Below are 22117 nucleotides of genomic sequence, written 5' to 3' on the forward strand. Positions count from 1 at the left end.
CGCTCAGGTCCTCCGCAGGCTGAGCACCCGCTGGAGCAGCACGAAGACCAGCAGGAGCACGCCGATCACGATGCGGGTCCACCAGGAGCTGAGAGTGCCCTCGAAGGTGATGACGGTCTGGATGAGGCCGAGCACGAGCACGCCCAGCACGGAGCCGAGCACGAACCCGGTGCCGCCGGTCAGCAGCGTGCCGCCGATGACGACGGCGGCGATGGCGTCGAGCTCCATGGCGACGCCCGTGAGCGAGTAGCCGGACCGGGAGTACATCGCGAACAGCAGGCCGCCGAGCCCGGCGCACGTGCCGCTCACCACGTAGGCGAGCACCGTGGTGCGCGCCACGGGCAGACCCATGAGCAGGGCGGACTGCTCGCCGCCGCCGATCGCGTACACCGTGCGGCCGAACCGCGTGAAGTGCAGCGCGAGGAACGCCACGCCGAGCACGATCGCCGCGATGAGCACGCTCGAGGTCATGCGCCACTGGCCGGCGATCTGCACCCAGCTCGCGAGCTCCACGAAGGCCGGGTCGCCGATGGCGATCGACTCGGGCGCGATGAGGAAGCACAGCCCGCGCGCGAAGAACATGCCCGCGAGCGTCGCCACGAACGGCTGCACCTGGAACAGGTGGATCATCACGCCGTGCGCGAGCCCGATCACGGTGCCGACGCCGACCGCGAGCGGCAGCACGACGGGGACCGGCCACCCCGCCTGCAGCAGGGCGGCGGTGACCACCGTGGACAGCGCCAGCACGGCGCCCACCGAGAGGTCGATGCCGCCGGTGAGGATGACGAACGTCATCCCGACGGCGAGCACCACGAGGTGGGCATTGTTGATGAACAGGTTGGAGACCACGGCGGGCGTGAGGAAGTTGTCGTAGCGGGTGCCGCCGACGACCAGCATCAGGGCGAGCACCACGAACGTGCCGAGCACCGGCAGATAGCGGCGGTCCAGGCGGACCGGGATCCGCGCCGCCGTCCGGCGGGCAGGGGCCGACGTCGTCATCCGGCCGTCACCTCCGTCGAGTCGGGGCGCGCGGCGGGCCGCTGCGCGCCGGTACCGGTCCGCCGGCGGACGGCGGTGAACCGCTCGCGCATTCGTGGCGACTGCAGCAGCGTCACCGCGATGACCACCAGCGCCATGAACAGCGGCGTCACCAGGGGCGAGATGCCGAGCACCGTGACCGTGCGCTCGAGCGTCGCGATGACGAGGGCGCCCACGAGCGTGCCGGACAGGTTGAACTTGCCGCCCGAGAGCGCCGTGCCCCCGATGACGACGGCGAGGATCGCGTCGAGCTCGATGAAGAGGCCGGCGTTGTTGGCGTCGGCCGCCATGGTGTCGGCGCTGATGAGCAGGCCCGCGAGCCCGGCGAACAGGCCGGAGGCCGCGTACACGGTCCAGGTCAGGGTGCGGGACCGCACGCCGGACAGGCGGCTCGCGGCCGGGTTGATGCCCGTGGCCTCGAGCAGCATGCCGAGCGCGGTGCGCCGCACGACGTACGCGACGGCGGCGAACACGCCGAACGCGAGCACGGCGGCCGCGGGCAGGCCCAGCCAGAACCCCGACCCGAGCACCTTGAACGGCGCGCTGGTGACCGTGGTGATCATGCCGCCGGTGATGAGCATCGCGACGCCACGGCCCGCCGTCATGAGGATGAGCGTCGCGATGATCGGCTGGATGCCGAGCACCGACACGAGGAACCCGTTCCACACGCCGAGCACCAGGCACAGCACGAGCGCGAGCCCGATGGCACGGAGCACGGTGCCCGGAGCTGCCGGGTCGGGTGCCGCGGCAAGCTGTGACAGCGCGACGGCCCCGGAGACGGCGACCACCGCCCCGACGGACAGGTCGATGCCGCGGGTCGCGATGACCAGGGTCATGCCGAGCGCGACGAGCAGCAGCGGCGCCGTCGTGCGCAGGATGTCGATCGGTGCGCCGAAGAGGTGACCGTCGCGGACGGTGATCGCGAGGAAGCCCGGCCGGGCGACCGTGTTGGCCACGAGCAGCGCGACGAGCGCCGCCACGGGCCAGAACAGGTGGTGACGCAGCACGTCCCTCACGCCGCACCACCCCCTGCGATGAGGTCGACCACCTGGGCCGTCGAGGCCCCCTCCCCGTCGATCTCCGCCACCTTGCGGCGGTCCCGCAGCACCGCGATCCGGTGCGAGAGCCGCAGCACCTCCTCGAGCTCGGCGGAGATGAAGACGACGGACATGCCGCCGGCCGCCAGGTCCGCGACGAGCTTCTGGATCTCGGCCTTGGCGCCGACGTCGATGCCGCGCGTCGGCTCGTCGAGCACCAGCAGCCGCGGCGCGGTGGCGAGCCAGCGGGCGAGCAGCACCTTCTGCTGGTTGCCGCCCGACAGGTTGCGCAGCAGCGCCTCCGGGTCGGCGGGCCGGATGCCGAGCTGCTCGATGTACCGCGCGACGATCTCGTCGACCTGCCTGCGTGGCAGCGGACGCATCCAGCCACGTTCGGCCTGCAGCGCGAGCACGATGTTCTCCCGCACCGTGAGGCCGTCCACCACGCCCTCGCCCTTGCGGTCCTCCGACGTGTAGGCGATGCCGTGGCCCATGGCGGTGCGCGGGTTCCGCAGCCGGGTGGGCCGCCCGGCCACGCGCGCCTGCCCGGTGTCCGCCCGGTCGGCGCCCGTGAGCAGGCGCGCGAGCTCCGTGCGCCCCGAACCGAGCAGACCGGCGAGCCCGACGACCTCGCCCTCGTAGAGGTCGAGGTCGAACGGCTGGATCGAGCCCTTCCGGCCCAGGCCGAGCACCTGCAGCAGTGGCGTGGCGCCGGCCGGCCGCTCGGTCCGCTCGGCCACCTCCTCCGCGGCCTCGAGCACGTCCATGGACCGGCCGATCATGTGCTGCACCAGCTCGGCGGCCGGCAGGTCCGCCGTCACGTACTCCCCGACGAGCCGGCCGTTGCGCAGCACGGTCATCCGGTCGGAGACCTCGTAGACCTGGTCCAGGAAGTGGCTGACGAACAGGATCGCCACGCCGTCGTCGCGCAGCGAGCGCATGACGGTGAACAGGTGCTCGACCTCGTCGGTGTCGAGGCTGGAGGTCGGCTCGTCGAGGATGAGCACCTTGCAGTCCCCGACCGTGGCGCGGCAGATCGCGACGAGCTGCTGCACCGCGAGCGAGTGCGACCCCAGCGACGACGCGGGGTCGATGTCGAGGCCCATCCGCCGCAGGTGGGTCGCCGCCTGGCGGCGCATCGCCCGCCAGTGGAGCCCGCCCAGCACGCGCGGCTCGGCGCCGAGCATGATGTTCTCCGCCACCGTGAGGTTCTCGCAGAGGTTGACCTCCTGGTACACGGTGCTGACGCCGTGGGCGCGCGCGTCGGCCGGTCCGCTGAACCGGCGCTCGACGCCGTCGACCACGACGGTGCCCTCCGTCGGCGTGTGCACGCCGGTGAGGGCCTTGATCAGCGTGGACTTGCCCGCGCCGTTCTCGCCCATGAGGGCGTGGATCTCGCCGGGGCGCAGGTGGAGATCGACCCCGTCGAGGGCCTTCACCGGCGGGAACTCCACGGTGACGCCCGTCAGCTCGACGACGGGCGGTGGTGTCTGCTGGGTCATCCTCGACCTTCTGTCAGCCGGGCGGGCCGGGGCGGCGCGCGCACGCGGCGCGCACCGCCCCGGCCCTCGGGTCGCCGTTCGTCAGTACTCGCGGGTGGGCAGCGCTTCCTTCGCGGCCTCCTGGTCGAACGCCTGGTCCTCGACCACGATCCGCTTCTCGACCTCCTCGCCCGCGACGACCTTCTTGGCGATCTCCGCCAGGTCGGGCCCGAGCAGCGGGTTGCACTCGACGATGTAGTTGATCTTGCCGTCGACGAGCGCCTGCATGCCGTCCTTGACGGCGTCGACGGTGACGATCTTGATGTCCTCGCCCGGTGTCATGCCTGCGGCCTCGATGGCCTCGATGGCGCCGAGCCCCATGTCGTCGTTGTGCGCGTAGACGAGGTCGATGTCGTCGTGCTTGTTGAGGAATCCCTCCATGACGGTCTTGCCCTCGGCGCGCGTGAAGTTGCCCGTCTGGCTGTCGATGATCTCGAGGTCCGAGCCCTCGATGGCGGCCTCGAAGCCCTCCTTGCGGTCGATGGCCGGTGCCGCACCCGTCGTGCCCTGCAGCTCGACCACCTTGTAGCCCTCGCCGTCGTACTGGTCGACGACCCACTCGCCGGCCATCTGCCCCTCCTTGACGAAGTCGGAGCCGATGAACGACTCGTACAGGCTCTCGTCCTCGGAGTCGACGGCGCGGTCGGTGAGGATCACGGGGATGCCCGCGGCCTTCGCCTCCTCGAGCACCGCGTCCCAGCCCGTCTCCACCACCGGGGAGAACGCGATGACGTCGACGCCCTGCGTGATGTACGAGCGGATGGCCTGGATCTGGTTCTCCTGCTTCTGCTGCGCGTCGGAGAACTTGAGGTCGAAGCCGTTCTCGGCCGTGAGCGTGTCCTGGATGGACTTCGTGTTGGCGGCGCGCCAGCCGGACTCGGCGCCCACCTGCGAGAAGCCGAGGGTGATGACGCCGTCGTCGGCGCCGCCGGACTGGCCGCCGCCCCCGGTGGCGGTCCCCGCGTCCGAGCTGCACGCACCGAGCGCGAACAGGGCTGCGGCCGAGGCCGCCGCGAGGACGGTGCGGGTCAGGGTGGTACGTGCCATGTCTCCTCCTCGAGATCCCGCACTGCGTCGTGCGGGTGCTGGACTACCTGGTACCTCTCTGGATGTTAGCGCTCACAAAGTTCTGACAGGCAGTGCGGGGCGTCACATTCGGGTAACGAGTGTGCCCTTTTTTCGCCCGTTCGGGAACAGGATGACCACAACTGATTCAACGTTGCCCCGCCGAGGTAGTCACTTGGCGAGGTAGTCAGTTGGCGAGGTAGTCACGTGGCGAGGTAGTCACGTGGCGAGGTAGTCACGCGGCGAGGTAGTCACGCGGCCGGGCCGGATCATCCCGGCGGCGGATGTCGCGAGCGACCATCGATGGTCTGCTGGAGGCACGACCACGTGCCACGGGAGGAACCGTGCAGCTCAGCCTCGCCGAGGAGTACCTGCTCCTCGCCCTCGACGACGCCTCTGGCCGCCCCCTGCTCAGCACGCAGTACCTCCAGCTCGGGCTGGCGGGGGCCGCCGCGGCCGACCTCGCGCTGCAGGGCGTGCTGGTCGTGTCGGACGGCGCGGACGGCGGCCGCAAGGGCCGGTTCCGGTCGACCGGCCGGGCCGCGCCGTCCGACTCCGTGCTCCGCGAGGTGCTGGCCACGACCGAGGGCCGCAAGCCGCAGGACGCCGTCGGGAAGGCCGGGCAGGGCGCGACCGGCAGGCGTGTGCGCGAGACCCTGCTGGACCGGCTGGCCGCCGGCGGGGTGCTGCGCGCCGAGCAGGCGAAGATCCTCGGTCTGTTCCCGACGACCAGGTGGCCCGCACACGACCCGGCGCCGGAGGCCGCCGTCCGCGCACGGCTGCTCGACGCGCTCACCGGGCGCGCGACGCCGGACGAGCGGACCGCCGCGCTGGTCTCGCTGCTGCTGGCGACCGACCTGGTCCGCAAGGTCTACCCGGACGAGGACCGCAGGGCGCTGCGGCGCCGCGCCAAGGAGATCGCCGACTCGCAGTGGGCGGGCGCCGCCGTCAAGAAGGCGGTCGACTCCCTGGCGGCGGCCACGACGGCGGTCCTGGTCGCCACGACCTCGGCCACGAACTGACCCTTTGTCGAGGTAGTCACAGGGCGAGGTAGTCACAGGGCGAGGTAGTCCGGCCTCGTTCGCCACGTGACTACCTCGCCACATGACTACCTCGCCACATGACTACCTCGGCAGGGGGCGGGTCAGAGGGGCTGCGACAGGCGGTAGTACGCCGCGTTGTGGCGCACCTGGTCCGCGAAGCCGCGGCGCGTGGTGTCCTCGTCGATGACCAGCAGCTCGGTGCGCGCGATGTTCGCGAACACCTCGAACGCCTCGAGACCCGCGGCGGTCGACATGACCGTGTGGTGCGCGCCGCCCGCCGTCAGCCAGGACTCGGCCGAGACCTCGAACGAGGGCCGCGGCGCCCACACGGCCCGCGCCACGGGCAGGTTCGGCAGGTCGTGCGGCGGTGTGACGACGTCGACGACGTTCGCCGTGAGCCGGAACCGGTCGCGCATGTCGGCGAGCGAGACCACGACCGCCCCCTCGGCAGCGTCCGCCGAGAACACCATCCGGACCGGGTCCTCCTTGCCGCCGATGCCGAGCGGGTGGACCTCGATGCGCGGCGTCGACGTGGTGAGCGTCGGGCAGATCTCGAGCATGTGCGCGCCGAGGATCAGCTCGCGGCCCGGCGTGAGGTCGTAGGTGTAGTCCTCCATCAGCGACGCGCCGCCCGGCAGGCCGAGCCCCATGACCTTGGCCGCGCGCACGAGCACCGCCGTCTTCCAGTCGCCCTCGGCGCCGAACCCGTAGCCCTGCTCCATGAGGCGCTGGACCGCGAGGCCGGGGAGCTGGCGCAGCGCGCCGAGGTCCTCGAAGTTGGTCGTGAACGCCTTGGCGCCCACGGCCTCGAGGAAACCGCGCAGCGCGATCTCCTGCCGCGCGGCGTACCGGAGGGACTCGTGCCGCTCGGCGCCCGCACGGAGCTCGGGGACGACGTCGTAGCGCTCCTCGTACTCCGCCACGAGGGCGTCGACCGCGCTCTCCTCGACCGCCTCGACGGCCGCGACCAGGTCGTTCACGCCGTAGGTGTTGACCGAGACGCCGAACCGCAGCTCGGCCTCGGTCTTGTCGCCCTCGGTGACGGCGACGTTGCGCATGTTGTCCCCGAACCGGACCAGGGTCAGCTCGTGCGTCGCGGCCCAGCCGGCGGCGCCACGCACCCACGTGCCCACGCGGCGCGTGACGGCCGGGTTGGACACGTGCCCCACCACCGTCGTCCGCGCGACACCCAGCCGCGTGGCCAGGTACGCGTACTCGCGGTCGCCGTGCGCGGCCTGGTTGAGGTTCATGAAGTCCATGTCGATGCTGTCCCACGGCAGCTCGACGTTCGCCTGCGTGTGCAGGTGCAGCAGCGGCTTGCGCAGCGCGTCCAGGCCCGCGATCCACATCTTGGCCGGGCTGAAGGTGTGCATCCACGTGATCACACCCAGGACGCGGTCGTCGCCGTTGGCGTCGAGCATGGCCCGGCGGATCGCGGCGGAGTCCTTCAGCACGGGCTTCCACACCACGTTCACCGGCACGTCCGACGACGCGTCGAGCGCGCGGGCGACCTCCTGCGACTGCTCGGCGACCTGGGCCAGGGTCTCCTCGCCGTAGAGGTCCTGGCTGCCGGTGAGGAACCAGACCTCGCGGTCCGCGTACGGCTTGGTGCTCATGCCTGTCCTTCCGTGGTGGCGGGCTGCTGCCCGTAGACGTTCTGGTAGCGGTCGTAGAGGGAGTCGATGTGCTGCTGCTCGATCGGCACCGGCTCGCCGAGCTGGCGGGAGACGTGCACCGTGCGCGCCACCTCCTCGACCATCGCGGCGGCCTTGACCGCCGCTCGCGCGTCCTTGCCGATCGTGAACGGGCCGTGGTTGCGCATGAGCACGGCCGGGCTGCGGTGCCCGCTCAGCGTCTCCACGATGCCGCGGCCGATCGAGTCGTCGCCGATGATCGCGAACGGCCCGACGGGCACGGGCCCGCCGAACTCGTCGGCCATCATCGTCAGCACGCACGGGATCTCCTCGCCGCGCGCGGCCCACGCCGTCGCGTACGTGGAGTGGGTGTGCACGACGCCGCCCACCTCGGGCATGTGCCGGTACACGTAGGCGTGCGCCGCGGTGTCCGACGACGGCGCGCGGGTGCCGTCCACGAGCGTGCCGTCGAGGTCACAGACCACCATGTCGGCCGGGGTCAGGTCGTCGTAGGAGACGCCGGACGGCTTGATGACGAAGAGGTCGGCGCTGCCGTCGGGCACGTCGGGGTTCGGCACGCGCTGCGACACGTTGCCGGCCGTCCACACCACCAGGCCCCAGCGGGGCAGCTCGGCGTGCAGGTCGCTCACGACGGCGCGGACCCGCGCCACCTCCTCCTGCACGGCCGCGGGGTAGTCGGTCAGGGTGGTGCTCATCAGCTCTCCTGCGTCGTGGTTCGTGCGGTGGTCTCCCGCGGGGCGAGCGCCCCGACGGCGGCGCGCTCGACCGCCAGGCCGGCGTCGTAGCGCTCGAGGAACGCGGCGTAGCCCGCCACGTCGGCCGGGTCCGGCTCGACGACGTCGAGCTCGGCGGAGGCGAACACCTCGGCGGCCAGCCAGGTGCCCAGGTCGGGGACGTCGGCCCCGGCGGCGGCCGCCCGGTAGGCGGCCAGCACGGCGATGCCCCACGCGCCGCCCTCGCCCGCGGTCCGGCCGACGGCGACCGGCGCGCCGAGCGCCGCAGCGAGCAGCCGCTGGGCCACGCCCTCGGTCCGGAACATGCCGCCGTGCGCGAACATCGCGTCGAGGCCCACCTCCTCCCGCTCGAGCACCCGCATGCCGAGGCTCAGGGTGCCGAACGCGCTGTAGACCTGGGTGCGCGCGAAGTTGGCGAGCGTGAGACGGCTGTCGGGCGTGCGGGTGAACAGCGGGCGCCCGGCCTCCAGGCCGGTGATCGGCTCGCCGGACAGGTAGTTGTAGGCGAGCAGGCCGCCGCCGTCGGCGTCGCCGTCCAGGGCCGACCGCAGGAAGGCCTCGAAGACGGTCTCCGGGTCGGCGGGCTGCCCGAGCGCGGCGGCGAGCTGGCCGAACAGGTCCGCCCACGCGGCGAGCTCGCTGGCCCCGTTGTTGCAGTGCACCATGGCCACGAGGTCGCCGGCCGGGGTGGTGACGAGGTCGATCTCCTCGTGCACCCGCTCCAGCGGCCGCTCGAGCACGACCATGGCGAAGATGCTCGTGCCGGCACTCACGTTGCCCGTGCGCGGCGCCACCGAGTTCGTCGCGACCATCCCCGTGCCCGCGTCGCCCTCGGGCGGGCACAGCGGGATGCCCGGCCGGAGCGTCCCGCTCGGGTCCAGCAGCGCGGCGCCCTCGGGCGTGAGCGTCCCGGCGTCGGCGCCCGCGGGCAGGACGGCGGGCAGCAGGTCGGCCAGCGGCGGCACGCGGCCGGCGGCACGCTCGTCGAACGCGGCGAGCATCGCGCGGTCGTAGCCGGCGGTGGCGACGTCGACGGGGAACATGCCCGACGCGTCGCCCACGCCGAGCACGTGGCGGCCGGTGAGCCGCCGGTGCACGTAGCCCGCGAGGGTCGTGAGGTGGCGCACCCGGGCGACGTGCGGCTCGTCGTCGAGCACGGCCTGGTAGAGGTGCGCGACCGACCAGCGCAGCGGGATGTTGTGGCCGAGCAGCTCCGTCAGCTCGCGGGCGGCACGCTCGGTGCTCGTGTTGCGCCACGTGCGGAAGGGGACGAGCAGCTCACCGGCCTCGTCGAACGCGAGGTAGCCGTGCATCATCGCCGAGACGCCGAGGGCGCCGACGGTGGTAGGCCGCACGCCGTACCGGGCCTCGACGTCGGCGAGGAGCGCGGCGACCGCCTCCTGCAGACCCGTCCAGACCGCCTCGAGCGAGTAGGTCCACACGCCGTCGACGAGCTGGTTCTCCCAGTCGTGGCTGCCGCTCGCGAGCGGCACGTTGTCGGGGCCCACGAGGCACGCCTTGATCCGGGTCGAGCCGAGCTCGATGCCGAGGGCGGTGCGGCCCTGCTCGATCGCCGCGGCGATGTCCAGGTCCGCCTCGTGCGGGGTGGTCGCCTGTGGTGTGGTGGTCTGCGGCGTGGTCGCCCGTGCGCCGCCGTCCTGCCGCTCCGCCATCGTCGGCCGCTCCGTCCTGCCCGCGCCGTCACGGGCTGTCGTTCCCAAGGTTCTCTGCTCACGATCCACTGGATGTTAGCGCTCACACGATACCTGACACCTGCCTGCCCCTCGCTGCCGGCGACCGTTCCCGCCGAGAACGACCTGCGGGACGGGTTCCGGTCGGATCCCGTCCCGCAGGTCGTTCTCGGGGGTGTGCCGCGGCTCAGCCGTTGACCGTGAAGCCCTGGTCCGTGCCGTAGGCCACGTTCTCCTCCTGCCACGCCGCCAGCCCGTCGAGCAGCGACGACCGGTCGAGCCACGCCTGGCCCACCGTGTCGGCGAAGACGCTGTTCGCGTACGACTGCCACGGCAGGTACTGCCAGCCCTCGTTCACGTCCGCGGCGCCGCCGGCCAGCACCTCGTTGATCTTCTGGCCGCCGAAGTACTCCGACTCGTAGCCCAGGAACTCCTCCGACCCCAGGTGCTCGACGGTCGCGGGGAACCCTCCGGTCTCCATGAAGGCCTGGATGGACTCGTCGCTCGCGTTGAGCCACTTGAGGAAGCCCGCAGCGAGCAGCTTGTTCTCCGCCGCCCCCGGGATCGACTCGGTGCTGCCGCCGTTCTCGGCGTTGGTCGGCGTGCCGTCGTAGGTCGGCATCGGAGCCACGCGCCACTTGCCTGCACCGTCCGGTACGCCGTCCTCGAGGATGCCCGGCATCCAGGCGCCGAGCGCGACCGACGCGATGGTGCCGTCGTTCAGCGCCGCGTACCACTCGTCGCTCCAGCCCGGGAGCCGGCAGAGCAGCTCGTCGTCGATGAGCGGCTGGTACATCTCGGCGAACCGGGTGGTGCCCTCGTCGGCCAGGTCGATGGTCACGGACTCGCCGTCGTTCTGGAACGGGGTACCGCCCGCCTGCCAGATCATGCTCGTCGTGAACCCCGGGTCGCCCGAGTCGTTCGCGAGGCACCGGTCCGGGTCGTCCTGCTTGACGGCCCGCGCGACCTCGATGTATTCGTCCCACGTGGTCGGCACCTCCACGCCGACGTCGTCGAACACCTCCTGGTTGTAGAAGAAGGCCATCGGCCCGGAGTCCTGCGGCAGGCCCCAGATGCCGCCGTTCTGGGAGACCGCGCCCCAGGTCGACGGCGTGTACAGGCTCTCGAGCTCGTCGAAGCCGTACTGCGTGAGGTCCACGAGCTGGCCGGGGAGCTGGAACTGCGGGATCGACTGGTACTCGATCTGCACGACGTCGGGCACGCCCTTGCCCGCCGCGATCGCGTTCTGCAGCTTGGTGTTGGACTCGCCCGCGCCGACCGTGTCCACGAGCGTCACGTCGACGTCCGGGTACGCCTTCTCGAACTCCTCGATCTGCTTCTCGGCCTGCGGGGTCCACGTCCAGTAGGTGAGGCTGCCGCCCTCCTGGAGCGCGGCCTCGATCTCGTCCGCGGTGGCGCCCTCGCCGCCACCGCCGTCACCGCCGCCGCCCGAGCAGGCGGTCAGGGAGACGGCGAGCAGCGCGGTCAGGGCGCCGGCCGCGACACGTCCTGTGCGGGTGATGGTCATGGTCTTCCCTCTTCCACGTCGTCGTAGCTCGGGTCCTCGGGGTCGGGTCAGGCCTTCACGCCGCCGGCGCTCAGGCCGGACTGCCAGTAGCGCTGCAGCAGCAGGAAGGCGATCACGATCGGCACGATCGTGAGGAACGAGCCGGTGATGACCAGGTTGAACACCGGCTGGGCGCCGATGCCGGACGCGTCGGCGAGCCACTGGTACAGGCCGAGCGTCAGCGGGTACAGGTCCGGGTCGTTGAGCATGATCAGGGGCAGGAAGTAGTTGTTCCAGGTGGCCACGATGGCGAACAGCGCCACCGTGACGATGCCGGGTGCGAGCAGCCGCAGCGAGATCGTGAAGAACGTGCGCCACTCGCCCGAGCCGTCCACCCGGGCCGCCTCGAGGATCTCCGTCGGCACGGCCTCGGCGGAGAACACCCACATGAGGTAGAGCCCGAACGGCGAGACCAGCGAGGGCAGGATGATCGCCCACATCGTGTTCGTCAGGCCGACCTGGCTGAACAGCAGGAACGTCGGCACCGCGAGCGCTGTACCCGGCACGGCGATGGCGCCGAGGATCGTCGCGAACACCGCGCCGCGCCCGCGGAACCGGTACTTCGCCAGGCCGTAGCCCGCCGCCGTCGCCAGGAGCGTCGCACCGCCCGCGCCGACCACCACGTAGACGATCGTGTTGAGGAACCAGCGCACGAAGATGCCGTCGTCGTGCGTGATCACCTGCTGCAGGTTGTCGACGAGCGCGAACGGGCCGGAGAACCACAGGCCGAACGAGCTGAGCAGCTCGCTCTGCGTCTTGGTGATGCTGAAGAACATCCAGGCCAGCGGCAGCAGCGAGTAGACGACGAGGAAGCCCAGCAGCGCCGTGAGCGTGACCGACTTGCGCGGCCGCAGGTACGAGTAGCCCGCCATCACGCCTCCCTCCGCGTGCCGCGCAGCTGGACGACGTACGCGATCACTGCCGTGACGAGGCCCATGACGATCGCGACGGTCGCCGCGTAGCTGACCTGGTTGCCCGCGAACGTGAGGTTGTAGGCGTAGATGTTCGGCGTGTAGTACGACGAGATCAGCGCGGGCTGGATCTCCTTGAGGATGTTCGGCTCGTTGAAGAGCTGGAAGCTGCCGAGGATCGAGAAGATCGTCGCGATGACGAGCGCCCCGCGCACGGCGGGCAGCTTGATGGAGCGCACGATGCGGAACTGGCCCGCCCCGTCGATCGCCGCCGCCTCGTAGACCTCGTGCGGCACCGTCTTGAGCGCCGAGTACAGGATCAGCATGTTGTAACCGACGAACTCCCAGGTCACGATGTTGCCGATCGCCGTGAGGATCCACCGTTTGGTGTACGGGTCGAGCAGCGCGAAGCCCACCAGGTCGTTGACGGTCGCCGTGAGGCCGAGCCGGTCGTCGTACATGTAGCCCCACATGAGCACCGCCACGACGCCGGGCACGGCGTACGGCAGGAAGAGCGCCACGCGGAAGAAGCTCCGGCCGTGCAGCCGCCCGCTGTCGATCGCCAGGGCCGCGACGAGCGCGAGCAGCAGCATGATCGGCACCTGCACGACGAGGAACAGCCCGACGCGGCCCGCGCCGTCCCACAGCTTGGGGTCGGTGAGGGCCGTGACGTAGTTGGCGAACCCGGCGAACGTGGTGCCGCCCATGAGCTGGTTGCGGAACAGGCTCAGGTACATGGAGTAGGCCAGCGGCGTCACGATCATCAGCGCGAACACCACGAGGAACGGCGACACGAAGCTCCAGCCGGCCGCTGAGACGCGGCGGCTCGGTGGGCGGCGACCTGGCACGCGCGCACCCCTTCCCCCGGACGACGTCGTCCGGACTCACAGGCACCGCGCAGCACTGCGCGGCGACAGAATGTGAACGTGAACATCCTGTGCGCGGCGACTCTGCCATCGCACCCGCCGACGTGTCAACGATCTCGTCGGCATGCGGGAAAGCGCGATCCCGGGGGTTCGCCTGCGGCCTTGCCGCCGTGTTCGGGCGGAGCAGGAGGGCCGGCAGGTGGCGCAGCGGCGGGTCAGGCGCGCGGGGCTCCTGCGCTGCGGCGGACCACCAGCTCCGGAGCGATCAGCTCGGCCGTGGGCCCGTCACCGTCGACGGCGGCCAGCAGCAGCGCGACGCTGCGCCGGCCGAGGTCACCGAACGGCTGCCGCACGGTGGTCAGCGGCGGGATGAAGTGTCCCGACCCCTCGATGTCGTCGAACCCCACCACGGAGACGTCGTCCGGCACGGACAGACCGGACTCCCACAGCGCGCGCAACAGGCCGAGCGCGAGCTGGTCGTTGGCGGTGAACACCGCCGTCGGCCCCTCGCCCGCCGCGACGCGCCGCGCGAGGTCGAGGCCCACCGCGTAGCCGCTGTCGGCCGTCCAGCTCGCGACCACCGGGTCCGGCACGGCCAGGCCGTGCTCGGCGAGCACGGCGCGCCACGCCTCCTTGCGCTCGACGGCGTCCAGCCAGTCCGGCGGGCCCGCGACATGCAGGATCTGCCGGTGCCCCAGCCCGATCAGGTGCTCGACGGCGAGGCGCGCCCCCGCGCGCTGGTCCACCGAGAGCGGGATCACCGGCACGTCCGGCCGCAGGTCCCGCGCGGCGATGAGGACGACGGGCACGGGCGCCCGGAACGACTCCACGGCGTCGGCCACGTCGGTGTGCGGCGCGATCACGACGATGCCCTCGACCGCCTGGTCCATGAAGTGCTCGAGCGCGCCGTGCAGCGTCTCGGCGTCGTAGCGGCGCAAGGTCGCCACGCTCACGTACCAGCCCTGCTCGCGCGCGGCCTCCTCGACCGCGATCAGCGTGCTCGACGGCCCGAACAGTGGCGACCCCGTCGTCACGACCCCGACCGTCGCGGTCCGCGCGGTGACGAGCGCCCGCGCCGCGCTGTTGCGGCGGTAACCGAGCTGCGCGATCGCCTCCAGCACCTTCTCCCGGGTGGCCGGGCGTACGCTGCGGTGCCCGTTGAGCACCCGGGAGACGGTCTGGTGGGACACGCCCGCGAGCGCCGCGACGTCGGCCATGGCCGGCGGCCGCGTCGTCGCGGGTCGGGAGACGGTCACCGGGGGATCATCCCGCCAGCTCGCGGGCGCGGTCACGCGCGGCGGCCGCTGCGGCGACGAACGCGGCCCGCACCGCGCGGTCGTCCAGCTCACGCAGGCCCGCCGCCGTCGTGCCGCCGGGCGAGGTGACCTTCTCGCGCAGGATCACGGGGTGCTCGCCCGACTCGTCGAGCAGGCGCGAGGCGCCGAGCAGCGTCTGCGTCGCCAGGCGGCGTGCGACGTCGCGGGTCAGGCCGAGCAGCACACCGGCCTCGGCGAGCGCGTCGGCCACGTGGAACACGTACGCGGGGCCCGAGCCGGAGATCGCGGTCACCGCGTCGAGGTCCTTCTCGGCCGCGCGCACGACGGCGCCCGTGCCGGCGAGCAGGTGCTCGACCGCCTCGAGGTGGGCGTCGGTGGCGGAGGCACCGGGGGCGATCGCGGTGATGCCCGCGCCGATCGCCGCGGGCGTGTTGGGCACCGTCCGCACCACGGGGAGTCCCGCGGGCAACCGCTCCTCGTAGAAGGTGGTGGGCAGGCCTGCCGCGACGGTGACGACGACGGCCGACGGGTCGAGCGCGGGCGCGACCTCCTCGAGCAGCGCACCGACGTCCTTCGGTTTGACGCCGACGAGGACGAGGCCCGCCCCGCGCACGGCCGCCGCGTTGTCGCTGGTCGTGGCCACCTGATAGGTCTCACGCAGGTGCTGGGCCTTCGCCTCGGTCCGCACGGTGGCCACGACGTCGGACGCCGCCCACCCGCCGGAGAGCGCGCCCGCGAGGACCGCCTCGCCCATGTTCCCGGCGCCGAGCACCGCAAGTCGCTGGTTCACGCGGTCATTCTCTCCCGCGGCCGGTCAGAGCGGGAACGCGGCGTAGAAGTCCTCCATGAGGTCCGCGGGGCCGGTGGCCTGCAGCACGGCCGTGCCGTTCTGCCAGACCACGACCGCCGTGCCGGCCTTCGCCGGGACGATCGCGTACCGGCCGACCACGGTGCTGCCCACCTTGACGTCACCCTCGTGCTCGGGCTCGCCCGCCGCCTTCGTCCAGGCGGCCGCCGCCGTGGCCGCCTCGTCGTCCGTGGCCCACTGGCCGGCGACGACCTCGACCTCGTCCGGGCCGCCGTCGGCGTACCGGGCCGTCCACGCCTCGAGGGCGCCCTGCTCCTTCGGCTCCTCGGCCTCCTCGAGCTCGCCCAGCGCGTACCGGAGCACCGCGGACGGCAGCGCCTGCTGGAAGTCCGTCTCGTCGCGGGTGCGCTCGATGGCCTTGACCGTCGGTGTCGGCGCGGGCGCCGTGACCGTCACGGTGGGGACCGGCTGCGGCGTGCCCTCGGCACGCCAGAACCCCGGCCAGACGAGGCCCGCCGCGAGCACGACGGCCAGCACCAGGACGAGGAGCCCCAGCAGGACGACGAGCCGACGGCGGCGGTACACCGCGCGGGACGGCTTCCGTGGCGCGACCGATGCGGTGGCACCCGTCCGCGGCGCTCTCACACGCTGGTCCGACATGTCTGGCTCCCCTGCACTCCTGCCGCTGATCTCCCGCCGCCGGGTACGACGCACCGGCTTCTGGTCGGCACCTTATGTGCCACCACCGACATCCGCGCGGAGGCACGCGGCCGGGGGGCGCCGGAGCGTGCGTCGGTGCTCGTGCCGGTGCTCGTGTGTCAGTGGCGGCACGTACGGTGCGACCGTGACCTCATCGACCTCGAAGCGGGCGCGGCCCGCCTACCGCTGCAGCGAGTGCGGCTGGACCACCGTCAAGTGGGTAGGCCGCTGCGGGGAGTGCCAGGCCTGGGGCACGGTGAGCGAGGAGGGCGCCCCGACCGCGGGGCCGCGCACCGCCGCCGTGTCGCCCGCCCGCGAGCCCGCACGCCCGATCGCCGACATCGACGTGGAGTCCGCGCGGGCCCACCCGACCGGCGTCGGCGAGCTCGACCGCGTGCTCGGCGGGGGTCTGGTGCCCGGCGCCGTGGTCCTGCTCGCGGGCGAGCCGGGCGTGGGCAAGTCGACCCTCCTGCTGGCGGTCGCGAGCAACGTGGCCGACGGCGCGCTCGGCCCCGACGGCGTCGACTCACCCCGCACCGTGCTGTACGTGACCGGCGAGGAGTCGGCGGGCCAGGTGCGGCTGCGCGCCGAGCGCATCGGGGCGCTGTCCCCCACGCTGCTGCTGGCGGCGGAGACCGACCTCGGCACGGTGCTCGGACACCTCGAGGCCACCCAGCCGGACATGCTCATCGTCGACTCGGTGCAGACCGTCGCGTCCGCGCAGGTCGAGGGCGCCCCCGGCGGGGTGTCGCAGGTGCGCGAGGTGGCCGCCTCCCTCATCGCCGTCGCGAAGGAGCGCCAGATCCCGACGATCCTGGTGGGCCACGTGACCAAGGACGGCTCGGTGGCGGGCCCGCGCACGCTCGAGCACCTGGTCGACGTGGTCTGCCAGTTCGAGGGCGACCGGCACTCCCGGCTGCGCATGATCCGGGCGGTCAAGAACCGGTACGGCCCCACGGACGAGGTCGGCTGCTTCGACCTCTCGGAGGACGGCATCGTCGGTCTGCCCGACCCCTCCGGCCTGTTCCTGTCGCACGCGGGCTCGGGCGTCGCGGGGTCGTGCATCACGGTCACCCTGGAGGGGCGGCGGCCGCTCGCCGTGGAGGTGCAGGGGCTCGTGGCACCGAGCCCGCTGAACAACCCCCGGCGGGCGACCAGCGGCGTGGACTCCAGCCGGCTCGCGATGATCCTCGCGGTGCTGCACCGGCACGGTGGCGTGCGCCTCGCCGACCAGGACGTCTACGCCTCGACCGTGGGCGGCGCCCGGATCACCGAGCCCGCGTCCGACCTCGCCGCCGCGCTCGCCCTGGTCTCGGCGCGGACCGGCAGGCCGCTGCCCGCCGCGACGGTCGCGATCGGCGAGGTCGGCCTCGCCGGGGACCTGCGCCCCGTGACCGGCCTGGACCGCCGGCTCGGCGAGGCGGCACGCCTCGGGTTCGAGCACGCCGTCGTCCCGGAGGGCACGGGCGTCAAGGCCCCGGACGGGCTGCGCCTGGTCGAGGCGGCCCACATCCGCGACGCCGTGCAGTGGGCGCAGTCGGCGGCCCAGGGCGGGCGCCCGGACGCGCGCGGAGGCGACGGGAGGATGGACGGTGAGTGACCGGTGCGTGAAACGAACCGCTTGTGACCCAGGGCACAGCGTAGGATTTCTTCGTGGCCACGACCTCCTCGCACCCTGAAGAGCTGCTCCGGGAGACCCTGGCCGCCGTGGCGCCGGGAACCGAGCTGCGTGACGGCCTCGAGCGCATCCTGCGCGGTCGGACCGGCGCGCTCATCGTGCTCGGCCTGGACCAGACCGTCGAGCAGATCTGCTCCGGTGGCTTCGCTCTCGACGTCGGTTTCTCGGCGACGCGCCTGCGCGAGCTGTCCAAGATGGACGGCGCCGTGGTGCTCGACCGGGGCGCCACCCGGATCCGGAAGGCCGCGGTGCAGCTGCTGCCCGACCCGACCATCGAGACGACCGAGTCCGGGACGCGGCACCGGACGGCGGAGCGCGTCGCGAAGCAGACCGGCTTCCCGGTCATCTCGGTGAGCCAGTCGATGCGGATCGTCGCGCTCTACGTGGGCGGCCAGCGCCACGTGCTCGAGGACTCCGACACCATCCTCGGCCGCGCGAACCAGGCCCTCGCGACGCTCGAGCGCTACCGCGCCCGCCTCGACGAGGTGTCGGGCACGCTGTCGGCCCTGGAGATCGAGGACCTGGTCACGGTGCGCGACGTGTGCTCCGTGGTGCAGCGCCTCGAGATGGTCCGCCGCATCTCCGACGAGATCGCCGGCTACGTCATCGAGCTCGGCGTGGACGGCCGGCTGCTGGCGCTGCAGCTCGACGAGCTGATCGGCGACGTCGGCTCCGACCGCGAGTTCGTGATCCGGGACTACGTGCTCGGCCGCAAGGACCGCACGCTCGCCGACGTGCAGGCCGAGCTCGCCGCACTCACCTCGCAGCAGCTCCTCGACCTGAGCCAGATCGGCCGCATCCTCGACCTGCCCGGCGGCGGGGACGCGCTCGACGCCGCCGTCGCCCCGCACGGCTACCGCCTCCTGTCCAAGGTGCCGCGCCTGCCGAACAGCACGATAGAGCGCCTCGTCGGCCACTTCAGCAGCCTGCAGAAGCTCCTCGCCGCGAGCGTGGACGACCTCATGTCGGTCGACGGCGTCGGCGAGCAGCGCGCCCGGACCATCCGGGAGGGCCTCTCGCGCCTCGCGGAGTCCAGCATCCTCGAGCGTTACGTCTGACCGACCTTGCACAGGAAGGCGGGCACCCCGCCGCCGGGCGTGCCTGCCGAACCCGGCCGGTCAATCAGTGCGTGACCCATCCGGGAACCCATACCTCGTCGTCGACCTGCGGCCCTGAGGCTCGTAGGTAGTCGCGCAGGTCGGAGAGCACGGGATGCTGGTGCCCGGCCCGCGTGAGCAGCACGTGCGGATAGACAGGTGTCGGCTCGTGCAGGGGGATACGCCGCAGGTCGTAGCTGTCGGGCCACAGGTAGCGGTCGTCGGTGCCGACCAGGGTCGCCAGGGTGTCCGACCCGGCCAGCGCGTCCATGAGGGCCTCGTCGCCGAAGTGGGGGCCGATCGCGTCGATGCTCAGCCCGAAGTCCTGCGAGAGCGACCGGTAGAACAGCTCCCACTCCGTGCCCGGCCTGATGCCGGGGATCCAGATGCGGTGACCGGCGAGATCAGCAGGCCGGACCTGCTCTCTTCCGGCCAACGGGTGTGCCGGGCCGACCAGCAGCTGCAGCGGCATGTCCAGGAGCCGCTCGGCTCTGATCCCCGAAGGGACCTGCTCCGCGGGCAGCGCCCGGAAGGAGGCGTCGAGGTCTCCGTCGAGCACGGCCCGGGCCACCTGACCGGCGTCCTGCTCACCGAGCGCAACTGCGTCCAGGGCCGTGTCAGGGCGCGAGCGGTAGAAGCGGTGGACGGCCTGGGCCGGCACGACGCGTCGGTTGAGGACGTCGATCCGCAGGGGACGACTGCCGGGACGCACCGCCTGTGCTGCCTGGTCGAGGGCTGCCAGGACCTTCCTGGCGTGCGGGAGGAAGACGTGCCCGTCCAGGCTCAGCCGTGACCCGCGCGAGGTGCGCACGAGAAGCGATACACCGAGGCTCTTCTCCAGGCCCACGATCCTCTTGGAGACCGCCTGCTGACTGATCCCGAGCTCGTCGGCCGCAGCCTGGAACTGACCGGCCTCGACGACGGCCACGAAGGTGCGTACCGCTTCGACGTCCACACCATGACCCTACTGTCACAACCACTGGTTGTGCATAGGCCTCGCCCGGTTGTTTGATCGGGCGTCCGCGACACTGCTGAGATGGCGCCATGTCCACCCGCACTCAGCAGGTCATGCCTGTCCAGTCCACTGATTTCACGCGGTACGCGGAACGAATCGCCGAGGTCACTGAGGCGACCTCCCGGCTGAACGTCCTCCCGTTCAGCGAGACGGAGCAGCGCGCGAAACTACTCGCGGTTGTGTTCGGCGGTCCGTTGCCGGAGTCGGTGACGATCTACCCGCCCTTCTACACGGAGCACGGGCTTGCCACGACGTTCGGGAAGAACGTCTTCGTCAACCAGGGATGCACGTTCATGGACGGCGGTGGCATCACCATCGGGGACGACGTCATGATCGCTCCGCGCGTCAGTCTCGTCACCGGCGGGCACCCGCTGCCGCTGGACGAGCGGCGCGAGTACACCGTCAGCGCCCCGATCGTGATCGAGGACGACGTCTGGATCGGCACGGCCGCCGTCGTCACCCAGGGCGTGACCATCGGCTCGGGAGCGGTCGTCGCCGCCGGCGCGGTCGTCACCCGTGACGTGCCCGCACGCACGCTGGTCGCGGGCGTTCCCGCCCGGGTGGTCAAGACCATCGGCTGATGCCGCCCGGTCTTCGGCACCTTGTCCGCTGCGGCACGCGGACGACATGGGAGCGTGGGCGCGCCCCGAGCCTCAGCCCTGCTCCCCGCCCTTGTCCTTCACCCCCGCCGACGGCGAACCGCTCGGCGACGCCGACCCGGACGCCGACCCGCTCGGAGACGGGGAGCCGGTGGGCTCGGGCACGGTGTAGGTGAGCCGCACGACGTCGCTCGTCGCCCCCTCGACCCCCGCCAGCGTCACCTGCGCGGTGTACTCACCCGCGACCAGCTTCGGCTGCCCGGGCTCGCACCCCGGCACGGACCGCGCGTCCGACCAGCGCACCTCCGTCGTGTCGACGTCGTCCGGGCCGAGCAGCAGCAGGCGTTCCTCGTCGGCATCGGCGCAGTCAGCCGACGACCACACCCGCTCGGCGCTCTCCTCCCCCACCTCGCCGCGGTACACGGTCACCGCGAGGTCCCGTCGCGGGGCGTCGACGAGGCACTGCGTGTCGGCGTCGTTGGCGACCGACACGGTGAACCGGACGGGCACGCCCGGTGTGACGGCGGTGCGATCGGCGGCGAGCCCGACATCGAGGTCGTCTGCCGTGCACGGTGCCGCCGCGGCGTTGGGGTCGACGGGCGCGGGCGGGGCCATCTTGTCCGACGCGATGGACGGTTCGGCTCGCGGCCAGGTCACGGCGACCCCCGCACCGCCGAGGGCGAGCACGACGAGCACCGCGATCACGCGACCGCGGCGCGGACCCCGCACGTCGGGCTCGCGGCCCGGGCCCGTGGCCCGCTCGGCCCGCTCCGGTGCATCCACCACCCGCTGAACCCCCTGCCGAGCCACGGCTCGATCGATCTGACTGACGGCGGACGACACCGTGTGACGTGCGGTGACGGCGTCCGCATCCCCAAAAATACGACGTCCGGCGCCCCTCCGGCCGCAGCCGCGCCGCCGCGGAGGTCACGCGCCCACGGCGAGGTAGTCACGTGGCGAGGTAGTCATGAGGCGAAGTAGTCATGAGGCGAAGTAGTCACCCGGCGTGCGCCAGATGACTACCTCGCCAAGTGACTACCTCGCCAAGTGACTACCTCGCCGGGAGGGGGAGGGGGGCGGGGGTGGGGCAGGATGGGGGCGTGACGGTTGCGGAGGCGGTGCGGGGCGCGCGGGGTTCGACGGTGGACAGCGACGGGACCGGCGCCGCCGTCCGGCACGAGGAGCTGCGTGCCACCGTCGTGGACTGGTTCGAGGGCGCCGCCCGCGACCTCCCCTGGCGCGCGGCCGACCGCACCCCGTACGGCGTGCTGGTCAGCGAGGTGATGCTGCAGCAGACGCCCGTCGTCCGCGTCGAGCCGGCCTGGCACGCCTGGATGGAGCAGTGGCCGACGCCCGCCGACCTCGCCGCGGCCCCGACCGCCGAGGTGCTGCGCGCGTGGGGTCGCCTCGGCTACCCCCGTCGCGCCCTGCGCCTGCAGGAGTGCGCGCGGGCGGTCGTCGAGCGGCACGGCGGTGTCGTGCCGGGCACCGAGGAGGAGCTGCGCGCCCTGCCCGGCATCGGCGAGTACACGGCGGCAGCGGTCGTGGCGTTCGCGTTCGGCCGGCGGTCCGTCGTCGTCGACACGAACGTGCGGCGGGTGCTCGCACGCACGGTCGGCGGGGTGGCGCTGCCCGCGCCGTCGTACACGGCGGCCGAGCGTGCGCAGGCGACCGCCGTCGCGCCGGAGAGCGACGCGGACGCGGCGCGCTGGGCCGCCGCGTCGATGGAGCTCGGCGCCCTGGTCTGCACGGCCAGGGCCCCGCGGTGCGGCGCCTGCCCGGTCGCGGACCTGTGC

The 22117-nt window shown here is 72.4% G+C and carries 20 protein-coding genes; 5 read left to right on the forward strand and 15 right to left on the reverse strand.

Going from position 1 to position 22117, the window contains the following annotated elements; translation table 11 throughout:
- Positions 1-3: 3 nt before the first annotated feature.
- The 4 genes from yjfF to HLB15_RS06295 all read right to left on the reverse strand — a co-directional run bounded on the left by yjfF (position 4) and on the right by HLB15_RS06295 (position 4663).
- Positions 4-999, reverse strand: a complete 996-nt coding sequence (gene yjfF / locus HLB15_RS06280; protein ID WP_171104450.1) for a galactofuranose ABC transporter, permease protein YjfF — start codon at positions 997-999, stop codon at positions 4-6.
- Positions 996-2054 carry an ABC transporter permease gene (locus tag HLB15_RS06285; RefSeq protein WP_229785584.1) on the reverse strand — a complete coding sequence of 353 codons (1059 nt, stop codon included), beginning with the start codon at positions 2052-2054 and terminating at the stop codon, positions 996-998. The genes yjfF and HLB15_RS06285 overlap by 4 nt, the downstream gene beginning before the upstream one ends.
- A complete protein-coding gene (locus tag HLB15_RS06290) occupies positions 2051-3577 on the reverse strand; it encodes a sugar ABC transporter ATP-binding protein (RefSeq protein ID WP_171104451.1) in 1527 nt (508 codons plus the stop codon). Before HLB15_RS06290 ends, HLB15_RS06285 begins: the two co-directional genes overlap by 4 nt.
- A gap of 81 nt (positions 3578-3658) precedes the next feature.
- Positions 3659-4663, reverse strand: a complete 1005-nt coding sequence (locus HLB15_RS06295; RefSeq protein WP_171104452.1) for an ABC transporter substrate-binding protein — start codon at positions 4661-4663, stop codon at positions 3659-3661.
- Between the two features lie 362 nt (positions 4664-5025).
- Here HLB15_RS06295 and HLB15_RS06300 point away from each other — a divergent pair, with 362 nt between their 5' ends.
- Complete coding sequence (locus HLB15_RS06300) at positions 5026-5703, forward strand: GOLPH3/VPS74 family protein (protein WP_171104453.1); 678 nt, start codon at positions 5026-5028, stop codon at positions 5701-5703.
- A gap of 122 nt (positions 5704-5825) precedes the next feature.
- On the opposite strand, the gene araA is transcribed toward HLB15_RS06300, so the two are convergent.
- The 9 genes from araA to HLB15_RS06345 form a co-directional block, all read right to left on the reverse strand.
- A complete protein-coding gene (gene araA, locus HLB15_RS06305; RefSeq protein ID WP_171104454.1) occupies positions 5826-7340 on the reverse strand; it encodes an L-arabinose isomerase in 1515 nt (504 codons plus the stop codon).
- A complete protein-coding gene (locus tag HLB15_RS06310) occupies positions 7337-8074 on the reverse strand; it encodes an L-ribulose-5-phosphate 4-epimerase (protein WP_171104455.1) in 738 nt (245 codons plus the stop codon). Before HLB15_RS06310 ends, araA begins: the two co-directional genes overlap by 4 nt.
- Positions 8074-9786, reverse strand: a complete 1713-nt coding sequence (locus HLB15_RS06315) for a xylulokinase (RefSeq protein ID WP_171104467.1) — start codon at positions 9784-9786, stop codon at positions 8074-8076. The genes HLB15_RS06310 and HLB15_RS06315 overlap by 1 nt, the downstream gene beginning before the upstream one ends.
- A gap of 205 nt (positions 9787-9991) precedes the next feature.
- Complete coding sequence (locus HLB15_RS06320; protein WP_171104456.1) at positions 9992-11332, reverse strand: ABC transporter substrate-binding protein; 1341 nt, start codon at positions 11330-11332, stop codon at positions 9992-9994.
- Between the two features lie 47 nt (positions 11333-11379).
- Positions 11380-12243, reverse strand: coding sequence for a carbohydrate ABC transporter permease (locus tag HLB15_RS06325; RefSeq protein ID WP_171104457.1), 864 nt, complete (start codon positions 12241-12243; stop codon positions 11380-11382).
- Positions 12243-13130 carry a carbohydrate ABC transporter permease gene (locus tag HLB15_RS06330; protein ID WP_373291110.1) on the reverse strand — a complete coding sequence of 296 codons (888 nt, stop codon included), beginning with the start codon at positions 13128-13130 and terminating at the stop codon, positions 12243-12245. Before HLB15_RS06330 ends, HLB15_RS06325 begins: the two co-directional genes overlap by 1 nt.
- A gap of 233 nt (positions 13131-13363) precedes the next feature.
- Entirely contained in the window at positions 13364-14365 is a 1002-nt protein-coding gene (locus HLB15_RS06335) for a LacI family DNA-binding transcriptional regulator (protein ID WP_171104469.1), read from the reverse strand.
- A 46-nt stretch (positions 14366-14411) separates the two neighbouring features.
- Entirely contained in the window at positions 14412-15215 is an 804-nt protein-coding gene (gene proC, locus HLB15_RS06340; RefSeq protein WP_171104458.1) for a pyrroline-5-carboxylate reductase, read from the reverse strand.
- Between the two features lie 24 nt (positions 15216-15239).
- The gene (locus HLB15_RS06345; protein ID WP_171104459.1) at positions 15240-15893 is read right to left on the reverse strand and encodes a hypothetical protein; all 654 of its coding nucleotides are present in this window, start codon (positions 15891-15893) and stop codon (positions 15240-15242) included.
- Between the two features lie 184 nt (positions 15894-16077).
- Between HLB15_RS06345 and radA the strand changes: the two genes are divergently transcribed.
- Both radA and disA read left to right on the forward strand, forming a co-directional pair.
- The gene (gene radA, locus HLB15_RS06350) at positions 16078-17532 is read left to right on the forward strand and encodes a DNA repair protein RadA (protein ID WP_171104460.1); all 1455 of its coding nucleotides are present in this window, start codon (positions 16078-16080) and stop codon (positions 17530-17532) included.
- 53 nt (positions 17533-17585) lie between these two features.
- Positions 17586-18668: a DNA integrity scanning diadenylate cyclase DisA gene (gene disA / locus HLB15_RS06355; RefSeq protein WP_171104461.1), complete on the forward strand. Its 1083-nt coding sequence runs from the start codon at positions 17586-17588 to the stop codon at positions 18666-18668.
- 64 nt (positions 18669-18732) lie between these two features.
- Here disA and HLB15_RS24025 read toward each other — a convergent pair whose 3' ends face one another.
- Positions 18733-19662 carry a LysR family transcriptional regulator gene (locus HLB15_RS24025; protein ID WP_171104462.1) on the reverse strand — a complete coding sequence of 310 codons (930 nt, stop codon included), beginning with the start codon at positions 19660-19662 and terminating at the stop codon, positions 18733-18735.
- An 89-nt stretch (positions 19663-19751) separates the two neighbouring features.
- On the opposite strand from HLB15_RS24025, the gene HLB15_RS06365 reads away from it, so the two are divergent.
- Positions 19752-20303, forward strand: coding sequence for a sugar O-acetyltransferase (locus tag HLB15_RS06365; RefSeq protein ID WP_212759556.1), 552 nt, complete (start codon positions 19752-19754; stop codon positions 20301-20303).
- 72 nt (positions 20304-20375) lie between these two features.
- Here HLB15_RS06365 and HLB15_RS06370 read toward each other — a convergent pair whose 3' ends face one another.
- Entirely contained in the window at positions 20376-21107 is a 732-nt protein-coding gene (locus HLB15_RS06370) for a hypothetical protein (protein WP_171104426.1), read from the reverse strand.
- A gap of 398 nt (positions 21108-21505) precedes the next feature.
- Here HLB15_RS06370 and HLB15_RS06375 point away from each other — a divergent pair.
- The coding region (locus HLB15_RS06375) for an iron-sulfur binding domain-containing protein (RefSeq protein ID WP_171104471.1) at positions 21506-22117 on the forward strand (612 nt) is incomplete at its 3' end.

Source organism: Promicromonospora citrea, assembly GCF_013004695.1.
Taxonomy (GTDB): Bacteria; Actinomycetota; Actinomycetes; order Actinomycetales; family Cellulomonadaceae; genus Promicromonospora; species Promicromonospora citrea.